This is a genomic window from Pseudoxanthomonas sp., from assembly GCF_051953815.1.
In the GTDB taxonomy this organism is placed as follows: domain Bacteria; phylum Pseudomonadota; class Gammaproteobacteria; order Xanthomonadales; family Xanthomonadaceae; genus Pseudoxanthomonas_A.
In genome coordinates, this window is record NZ_JBQCIJ010000011.1 from 1 (window position 1) to 8,249 (window position 8,249).

The 8,249-nt window shown below is 67.6% G+C and carries 9 protein-coding genes and 1 pseudogene; 3 read left to right on the forward strand and 7 right to left on the reverse strand.

Annotated elements, in window-relative coordinates:
- The 3 genes from mutS to ACTHN1_RS02775 all read left to right on the forward strand — a co-directional run.
- A partial coding sequence (mutS, locus tag ACTHN1_RS02765) for a DNA mismatch repair protein MutS (protein ID WP_440469445.1) occupies positions 1–1,369 on the forward strand: 1,369 nt, incomplete at its 5' end.
- Between the two features lie 438 nt (positions 1,370–1,807).
- A complete protein-coding gene (gene katG, locus ACTHN1_RS02770; RefSeq protein WP_440469446.1) occupies positions 1,808–4,012 on the forward strand; it encodes a catalase/peroxidase HPI in 2,205 nt (734 codons plus the stop codon).
- A gap of 170 nt (positions 4,013–4,182) precedes the next feature.
- Positions 4,183–4,794, forward strand: a complete 612-nt coding sequence (locus ACTHN1_RS02775) for a DUF937 domain-containing protein (RefSeq protein WP_440469447.1) — start codon at positions 4,183–4,185, stop codon at positions 4,792–4,794.
- A gap of 90 nt (positions 4,795–4,884) precedes the next feature.
- Here ACTHN1_RS02775 and ACTHN1_RS02780 read toward each other — a convergent pair whose 3' ends face one another.
- The 7 genes and pseudogenes from ACTHN1_RS02780 to ACTHN1_RS02810 all read right to left on the reverse strand — a co-directional run.
- Positions 4,885–5,298 (reverse strand): RNA-binding S4 domain-containing protein, encoded by a 414-nt coding sequence (locus tag ACTHN1_RS02780; protein WP_440469448.1) that lies wholly within the window; start codon positions 5,296–5,298, stop codon positions 4,885–4,887.
- Positions 5,299–5,302: 4 nt separating this feature from the next.
- The gene (locus ACTHN1_RS02785; RefSeq protein ID WP_440469449.1) at positions 5,303–5,584 is read right to left on the reverse strand and encodes a hypothetical protein; all 282 of its coding nucleotides are present in this window, start codon (positions 5,582–5,584) and stop codon (positions 5,303–5,305) included.
- 117 nt (positions 5,585–5,701) lie between these two features.
- Entirely contained in the window at positions 5,702–6,106 is a 405-nt protein-coding gene (rplS, locus tag ACTHN1_RS02790; RefSeq protein ID WP_440469450.1) for a 50S ribosomal protein L19, read from the reverse strand.
- Between the two features lie 145 nt (positions 6,107–6,251).
- Positions 6,252–7,010, reverse strand: coding sequence for a tRNA (guanosine(37)-N1)-methyltransferase TrmD (gene trmD, locus ACTHN1_RS02795; RefSeq protein ID WP_440469451.1), 759 nt, complete (start codon positions 7,008–7,010; stop codon positions 6,252–6,254).
- 73 nt (positions 7,011–7,083) lie between these two features.
- Positions 7,084–7,611: a ribosome maturation factor RimM gene (rimM, locus tag ACTHN1_RS02800; RefSeq protein ID WP_440469452.1), complete on the reverse strand. Its 528-nt coding sequence runs from the start codon at positions 7,609–7,611 to the stop codon at positions 7,084–7,086.
- A 39-nt stretch (positions 7,612–7,650) separates the two neighbouring features.
- On the reverse strand, positions 7,651–7,902 hold the full coding sequence (gene rpsP, locus ACTHN1_RS02805) for a 30S ribosomal protein S16 (RefSeq protein WP_141453473.1): 252 nt from the start codon (positions 7,900–7,902) through the stop codon (positions 7,651–7,653).
- A 105-nt stretch (positions 7,903–8,007) separates the two neighbouring features.
- A pseudogene (locus tag ACTHN1_RS02810) lies at positions 8,008–8,249 on the reverse strand (hypothetical protein); the annotation flags it as partial.

The window sequence follows — 8,249 nt, forward strand, 5'->3', positions numbered from 1 at the left end:
CCTCGCGCGCGACGGCGGCGTGTTCGCCGAGGGCTTCGACGCCGAGCTCGACGAGCTGCGCACGCTCTCCACCAACGCCGACCAGTTCCTGGTCGATCTCGAGGCGCGCGAGCGCGCCGCCACCGGCATCCCGACCCTCAAGGTCGGCTACAACCGGGTGCACGGCTACTACATCGAGATCAGCAAGGGACAGTCGGACAAGGCGCCCACGCATTACAGCCGGCGCCAGACCCTGACCGGCGCCGAGCGCTACATCACCGAGGAGCTCAAGGCGTTCGAGGACAAGGTGCTGTCGGCGCGCGAGCGCGCGCTGGCGCGCGAGAAGCTGCTCTACGAGGAACTGCTGGACGCGCTCAACGATCGCCTGGAGCCGCTCAAGCGCTGCGCCGCCGCGCTGTCGGAGCTGGACGTGCTGGTCTGCTTCGCCGAGCGCGCGCAGGCGCTGGACTGGTCGCGGCCGGAGCTCACCGACGCGCCCGGCCTGTGCATCGAGCGCGGCCGCCATCCGGTGGTGGAGGCGGTGCGCGACGAGCCGTTCGAGCCCAACGACCTCGTCCTCGGCGACACCCCGGAACTCGGCAACCGCCGCATGCTGGTGATCACCGGCCCCAACATGGGTGGCAAGAGCACCTACATGCGGCAGAACGCGCTGATCGTGCTGCTCGCCCACATCGGCAGTTTCGTCCCGGCGGCACGCGCGGAAATCGGCCCGATCGATCGCATCCTCACCCGCATCGGTGCCGGTGACGACCTGGCGCGCGGGCAGTCGACCTTCATGGTCGAGATGGCCGAAACCAGTTACATCCTGCATCACGCCACCGCGCAATCGCTGGTGCTGATGGACGAAATCGGCCGCGGCACCTCCACCTACGACGGCCTGGCCCTGGCCGACGCGGTCGCCCGCCACCTGGCCGGCCAGAACCGCTGCTACACCCTGTTCGCCACCCACTACTTCGAGCTCACCGCGCTGGGGGATGCGTCAGCGGACGGCGGCGGGAGCGGCATCGCCAATGTCCACCTGGACGCGGTCGAACACCACGATCGCGAGCGCGGCGACACATTGGTGTTCATGCATGCGGTGAAGGACGGTCCGGCCGATCGCAGCTTCGGCCTGCAGGTGGCCGCACTGGCGGGCCTGCCCCGCTCCACCGTCGCGCAGGCGCGCAGACGCCTTGCCGAACTGGAACAACGCGGCCGCGAAAGCCACGCCTCGGCGATGGCCCCGCAGGCGCTGGATGCCCCGCAGCAGATCGGCCTGTTCACCCCGGCCCCGTCGGCGGCCCAGGAAGCACTTGCCGCACTGGATCCCGACGAACTCACTCCCAAACAGGCGCTGGAAGCGCTGTACCGGCTCAAGAGCCTGCTCTGAAAATCCGGGAAGCCTCATCGATGCTCACCGCGTTGCCATTCCAGCGCTATGAGTCGTTGAGCGGATACTCGACAACATCGACGTAACGCGGGCCGGGTATCGTGAGCCGGTCGGGACCGCTTGTTTGCGCATCGCACCATTGAGATGCGCTATCGGATTGTTCGTCAAAAACGATTTTCCTAAATCGCCGAGCCTGCCTAGGCTGGCCGTGTCTTCTTCATCGCCAACGGAAACGCCAGCCATGAACACGTCCACGTTCCCCTGCTTCTCCCTGGCTCGCGCGATTCCGCATCGACGACCCCGCTGACCCACGCGCATCGCCTTTTCCGGCCCAGTGGCTGGTGCGGCGCGTTTCCGTCTTTCCATGTGGGCGCTGTTGCCGCAACCGTGCCCGTCGCCTCGCTTCTCCCCTTTCCGCCGCCGCCAAGGAGCATGACCATGAACCTCGAAACCGCCAAATGTCCCTTCAACCATGCCGTCGGCGGTGGCACCAGCAACCGCGACTGGTGGCCCAAGCAGTTGCGGGTGGATCTGCTGGCCCAGCATTCGTCCAAATCCGATCCGATGGACAAGGATTTCAACTATGCCGAAGCCTTCAAAAGCCTGGACTATGACGCGCTGAAGAAGGATCTCGCCGCGCTGATGACCGATTCGCAGCCCTGGTGGCCGGCGGATTTCGGCCACTACGGTCCGCTCTTCATCCGCATGGCCTGGCACAGCGCCGGCACCTATCGCATCGGCGACGGACGCGGTGGCGGCGGACGTGGACAGCAGCGCTACGCGCCGCTCAACAGTTGGCCGGACAACGTCAGCCTGGACAAGGCGCGCCGGCTGTTGTGGCCGATCAAGCAGAAGTACGGCAGCCGTATCTCCTGGGCCGATCTGATGATCCTCACCGGCAACGTCGCACTGGAGACGATGGGCTTCAAGACCTTCGGTTTCGCCGGCGGACGCGAGGACGTATGGGAACCGGATCTGGACGTGTACTGGGGTTCGGAAACCGCCTGGCTGGGCGGCGACAAGCGCTATTCGGGCGAGCGCGATCTGGAGAACCCGCTGGCCGCGGTGCAGATGGGCCTGATCTACGTGAACCCGGAAGGCCCGAACGGCAACCCGGATCCGGTCGCCGCCGCGCGCGACATCCGCGAGACCTTCGCCCGCATGGCGATGGACGACGAGGAAACCGTGGCGCTGATCGCCGGCGGCCACACCTTCGGCAAGACCCATGGCGCGGGCGAAGCCTCGCACGTGGGCGCGGATCCGGAAGCCGACGATATCGTCGCCCAGGGCCTGGGCTGGCGCAGCACGCACGGCACCGGCATCGCCGGCGACGCGATCACCAGTGGACTGGAAGTCACCTGGACGACGAAGCCCACCCAATGGAGCCAGGATTTCTTCAAGCACCTGTTCGGCTACGAATGGGAATTGACCAAGAGCCCGGCCGGCGCGCACCAGTGGAAGCCCAAGAACGGCGCCGGCGCCGACACGGTGCCCGACGCACACGACGGCACGAAGCGCCGGGCGCCCAACATGCTCACCACCGATCTGTCGCTGCGCTTCGATCCCGCCTACGAGAAGATCTCGCGACGTTTCATGGAACACCCGGACCAGTTCGCCGATGCGTTCGCCCGCGCCTGGTTCAAGCTGACCCATCGCGACATGGGTCCGCGCGCGCGCTATCTCGGCCCGGAGGTCCCGAGCGAGGAACTGATCTGGCAGGATCCGGTTCCGGCGGTGGATCATCCGTTGATCGATGAAGCGGACACCGCCGCGCTGAAGAAGAAGATCCTCGAATCGGGTTTGTCGGTAGGCGAACTGGTATCCACGGCGTGGGCCTCGGCCTCCACGTTCCGGGGTTCGGACAAGCGCGGCGGCGCCAATGGCGCGCGCATCCGCCTGTCGCCGCAGAAGGACTGGGAGGCCAACGAGCCCGCGCAGTTGTCGAAGGTGCTCAAGGTGCTGGAGGGCATCCAGGCGGGCTTCAATGGCGCGCAGCCGGGCGGCAAGAAGGTTTCGCTCGCGGATCTGATCGTCCTGGGTGGCGCGGCCGCGATCGAGGAGGCCGCGAAGAAGGCCGGACACGCCGTCGCGGTTCCGTTCTCGCCCGGGCGCACCGACGCCTCCCAGGAACAGACCGACGTGGCGTCTTTCGCGGTGCTGGAACCGGCGGCGGATGGATTCCGCAACTACCTCAAGGGCAAGTACAGCGTGCCGGCCGAGTCGCTGCTCGTCGACAAGGCGCAGTTGCTGACGCTGACCGCGCCGGAGATGACGGTACTGGTCGGCGGCATGCGCGTGCTGGGCGGCAACGTCGGCCAGACCAGGCACGGCGTGTTCACCGATCGGCCCGGTGTCCTGAGCAACGACTTCTTCGTCAACCTGCTGGACATGCGCACCGAGTGGAAAGCCACCTCGGACAACGAGGCGGTGTTCGAGGCGCTAGATCGCAAGACCGGCGAGCGCAAATGGACCGGTACCCGGGTGGACCTCATCTTCGGTTCGCACTCGCAGCTGCGTGCGCTGGCCGAGGTGTATGCGAGCGCGGACGCGCAGGAGAAGTTCGTGCGCGACTTCATCGCCGCATGGGCCAAGGTGATGGAACTGGACCGCTTCGATCTGCGCGCCACCCGCAAGGCGGCCTAGGCATCGCCCCGGCGTCCCGTCCGTCCGGATGTTCGCCGGACGGGCGGGGCCTTTCGCCCGCAGGAGCACCGGATGCCGGCGCAACACGCCTTCTCCTCCGGTTAACCACCGACGTCACAGTTTGGCGCTAGCATCGGCGGTTCCAACCCGCGTCCAGGAGGACGGCCGTCATGAGCAACCAGTCTCTCGCGCAAGAACTCTTCGCCCAGCTCCAGGGCGCTCCGCTGCAACAGGTCTCGCAGCAACTGGGCATCGGCCAGGCCGAGGCGTCCGGCGCGGTCGGCGCGGCATTGCCGCTGCTGATGGGCGCGCTGGGCCGCAACGCCGAACAGCCGCAGGGCGCGGAGGCGCTGTTCGGTGCGCTCCAGCGCAACCACAGCGGTCTGGATATCGGCAGCGTCCTGGGTTCGGTTCTCGGCGGCGCTTCCACCCCGGAAGCCAATGGCGCCGGCATCCTCGGACACATCTTCGGCGGCAGCCAGCCACGCGCCGAAGCGGGCCTGGGCCAGGCCACGGGCCTGGACAGCAACCGCGCCGGGCAGTTGCTGAAGATCCTCGCCCCCATCGTGCTGGCCTTCCTGGCCCAGCGCATGAGCCAGGGTGGGCAGAACTCGCCCGGCGCGCTCAGCCAGGTGCTGGGACAGGAGCAGCAGCAGATCCGCCAGCAGGGCGGCCTGGGCGGCGGCCTGCTCGGCGCGGTGCTGGATCAGGACGGCGACGGCCAGCTCGGTCTCGGCGACCTGCTGAAGGTCGGCAGCGGGCTGCTCGGCGGCGGCCGTTGAGCCAACAGGGGAAGCCGGGCCACTGAACCCGGCTTTCGCGCCCCACCCGCATCCTTCCGCAAAGCGGCTCGCTCCGCCCCGCGTGCCGCCTCACATCGCGTCGATGTCGCCCAAAGCGCGGATCAGCCGGCGCGCGCGCTTGTCGGGCTTGGACAGCGGCGCCTGATAGCCGGTGCGTTCGGCGCGGCGGGTGGCGGCGGCGGCCTCGCGGCGTTGCCGCGATTCCTCGCTTTCGCGGTACAGCGCCTGCGCCACGGGCGCCGGTCCGCGTTGTTCGCTCAGGCCTTCGACGCGAATGCCGAACCTATCCTCGCCGCGCGCGATCTGCAGCTCATCGCCCACACGCACGACACGCGATGGCTTGGCGCGCTGGCCGCCGATTTCCACCTTGCCGGTTTCCACGGCCTGTTTGGCCAGGCTGCGGGTCTTGTAGAAGCGCGCGGCCCACAGCCAGATGTCGAGACGGATGCCGGCGGTGACGGTGCTGGGTGAATCGGAACTCATCGGCTCAGGCTTTGCGTGGCAACGGATGGCTCAGGGGAACGGCAACGCTGTGCTGATCGGCCTGCTGGCACGCTTTGGAAACATGGTAGTCACGCGCGGCCTGGCGCTGCTCGGCCGTGGCGTTGTCAGGCAATGGCTGCTGCGCCGCCGCGCGAAGTTCGTCCGCGCACCAGGGGAACGGCAGATCCGACTGGGTATCCAGGGTCATCGCGTCGCCGCCGGCGCAACCGGCCAGCACGCCCGCCAACACCACCGCACTCCATCGTCCGCCATGAATGCCACGCATCGTCACGCTCTGCCGCACCGAGGATGAAGTCACAGTCTGCATCGACGCCGCCCCCGGCGCCACAAACGCAAACGGCCACCCGGAGGTGGCCGTTCCGCGAAGATGCCGGCGAGTGGATTACTCGGCGGCGGCGGCCAGGCGCGCCTTCTTGGCGGCGGCGTTGGCGGCCAGGTCTTCCTTGATGCGGGCGGCCTTGCCTTCCAGATCGCGCAGGTAGTACAGCTTGCCGGCGCGGACCTTGCCGCGGCGCTTCACTTCGACCGAGTCGATGGAGGCGCTGTGGGTCTGGAACACGCGCTCGACGCCGTAGCCGTGCGAGATCTTGCGCACGGTGAAGGCGGAGTTCAGGCCGGCGTTCTTCTTGGCGATGACCACGCCTTCGTACGCCTGCACGCGCTCGCGGTTGCCTTCCTTCACCTTCACGTTCACGACGACGGTGTCGCCGGGACCGAAAGCGGGCAGCTCACGCTGGATCTGGGCGGCTTCGAATTCCGCGATGATGGACTTGTTGAGACTGCTCATGGTGGCACCGTTCTGTATGCGTGGGTGTGTCGTTCGACAGCAATGACTGATGCAGTCGCCGGATTGCGCTGCACGATATTGTTATGGGGTTCCGGCCGGTCTGGCGCTGGAAGCCCGCCATCTTACTGATTTTTATTGGCCCTGGCTAGCTTTCGCCCTGCCCGTCCCGAGCCGCCCGGAAAGCGGCCAGCAGGGCCCGGTCGGCCTTGGACAGGGTGGACTCGTCCAGCAGGTCCGGCCGGCGCAGCCAGGTCCGGCCCAGCGACTGCTGGCGCCGCCAGCGGGCGATGGCGGCATGGTTGCCGGAACGCAGCACATCCGGCACGTCGCCCAGTTCGGGGTGCTGGGCCGGATGGGTGTAGTGCGGGCAGTCCAGCAGGCCGTCGTTCTCGAAGCTGTCCTGAACGGCCGATTCAGCATCGCCGAGCGCCCCGTCCTGCAGCCGGGCCACCGCGTCCACGACCACCGCCGCCGCCAGTTCGCCCCCGGACAGCACGTAGTCGCCGATGGAGATTTCCTCGTCCACCTCGGCCTCCAGCAGACGCTCGTCCACTCCTTCGTAGCGGCCGCACAGCAGAATCAGGCGCGGCCGCGCGGCCAGTTCACGGACCTTGCGCTGGGTCAGCGGTTGTCCCTGCGGACTGAGATAGATGACCGGGGCCGGCGCGGAATCGGCGGCGCGCGCCGCCGCCAGGCAGGCGCGCAGCGGCTCGATCATCATCACCATGCCCGGACCGCCACCGAATGGACGATCGTCCACGCGCCGATAACCGCCTTCGGCGTAATCGCGCGGATTCCAGCCCTGCAGGGTCAGCAGTCCGCGTTCCTGCGCGCGTCCGACCACGCCCACCGCCGCGGCCTGGGCGATGAACTCGGGAAACAGGGTCAGGACATCGATGCGCATGGCGGACAGCCGGGAAGGAAGAAGCGTGAACCGGGGGGCGAGTATTGCCCAGGCCCGACGGCGGCTCCAGCGTTCAGAACTCGGGATCCCAATCGACCGTGATGCGCTGGGCATCGAAATCGACCGAGTGGATGACGTCGGATTCGATGAAGGGAATCAGCCGCTCCCTGTCGCCACGCACCACCAGCACGTCGTTGGAACCGGTGGAAAACAGGTGCGAAACGGTGCCGAAATCCACACCGTCCACGTTGAGGACCCGCAGGCCTTCCAGATCCACCCAGTAGAACTCGCCGGGCTGCGGCGGCGGCAGCGCATCGCGCGGCACCAGGATTTCAACGCCCCGGAGGGCGTCGGCGGCATCGCGATCGGCGATGCCCGGCACGTCGGCGATCAGGTGTTTGCCGGAGGCCTTGCCGCGAACGCCCGAGAGTTCGCGTTCGGCGCCCGAACCCTCGCGGAGGATCCAGGGCTGGTAGCGGAAGATGGCTTCGCGCGGTTCGGTCCAGGATTCCAGCTTGACCTGCCCGCGAATGCCAAAAGCGCCCGCGAAACGGCCCAGCAGGATGGTCTTGCGGGGCCGCGGCGAGCGCTCGTTATCCATGCGTCAGCGTGGCCGCGCCGTTGGGCGCGGCCCGACGGATCAGGCCGAAGCCTTGGTGGCTTCCTTGTACAGGTTGCGGACCTTTTCGGTCAGCTGCGCACCGTGGCCCACCCAGTGGTCCACACGGGCGACGTCCAGCTCGATGCGCTTCTCGTTGCCGGAGGCGACCGGGTTGTAATAGCCCACGCGCTCGATGTTGCGGCCATCACGGGCGCTGCGCGAGTCGGTGACGATGATGTGGTAGAAGGGGCGCTTCTTCGCGCCGCCGCGGGTGAGACGGATCTTGACCATGGTGTTTTCCAGTGTTGCCCAGTCGCCAGAATGGCGAGGTAAGCCGGCTATTCTAAGCCATTGAATCGCTCAGGAAAACCCACCCAGGCTCTCCGGTCCCCGTGGTCAGGCCAGCGGCTCCCACGACACTACCTCAAACACCCCCGCCAGCCGCGCCATCAGGGCCGTATCAACGCCCCATGCGACGTCATCGACGCCCACCACCGGCTGTAACCCACTGGCGTTGCAGGCAAAAGCGGCCCGGAACCGCCCCAGATCATGCCGAAGGACCGGCGTCGACCGCTGGGGCACGCCGGCCCGGGTCAAGGCAGTCTGCAGCAGGCGTTCGGCCGTTCCCCGCAGGGCCG

Excerpts from the sequence above, each read along its gene's own strand:
- ACTHN1_RS02775 (WP_440469447.1), top strand. The coding sequence starts at position 4,183 with ATGAGCAACCAGTCTCTCGCGCAAGAACTCTTCGCCCAGCTCCAGGGC.
- ACTHN1_RS02785 (WP_440469449.1), bottom strand. The coding sequence starts at position 5,584 with ATGCGTGGCATTCATGGCGGACGATGGAGTGCGGTGGTGTTGGCGGGC.
- rpsP (WP_141453473.1), bottom strand. The coding sequence starts at position 7,902 with ATGGTCAAGATCCGTCTCACCCGCGGCGGCGCGAAGAAGCGCCCCTTC.
- ACTHN1_RS02780 (WP_440469448.1), bottom strand. The coding sequence starts at position 5,298 with ATGAGTTCCGATTCACCCAGCACCGTCACCGCCGGCATCCGTCTCGAC.
- rimM (WP_440469452.1), bottom strand. The coding sequence starts at position 7,611 with ATGGATAACGAGCGCTCGCCGCGGCCCCGCAAGACCATCCTGCTGGGC.
- rplS (WP_440469450.1), bottom strand. The coding sequence starts at position 6,106 with ATGAGCAGTCTCAACAAGTCCATCATCGCGGAATTCGAAGCCGCCCAG.
- trmD (WP_440469451.1), bottom strand. The coding sequence starts at position 7,010 with ATGCGCATCGATGTCCTGACCCTGTTTCCCGAGTTCATCGCCCAGGCC.
- katG (WP_440469446.1), top strand. The coding sequence starts at position 1,808 with ATGAACCTCGAAACCGCCAAATGTCCCTTCAACCATGCCGTCGGCGGT.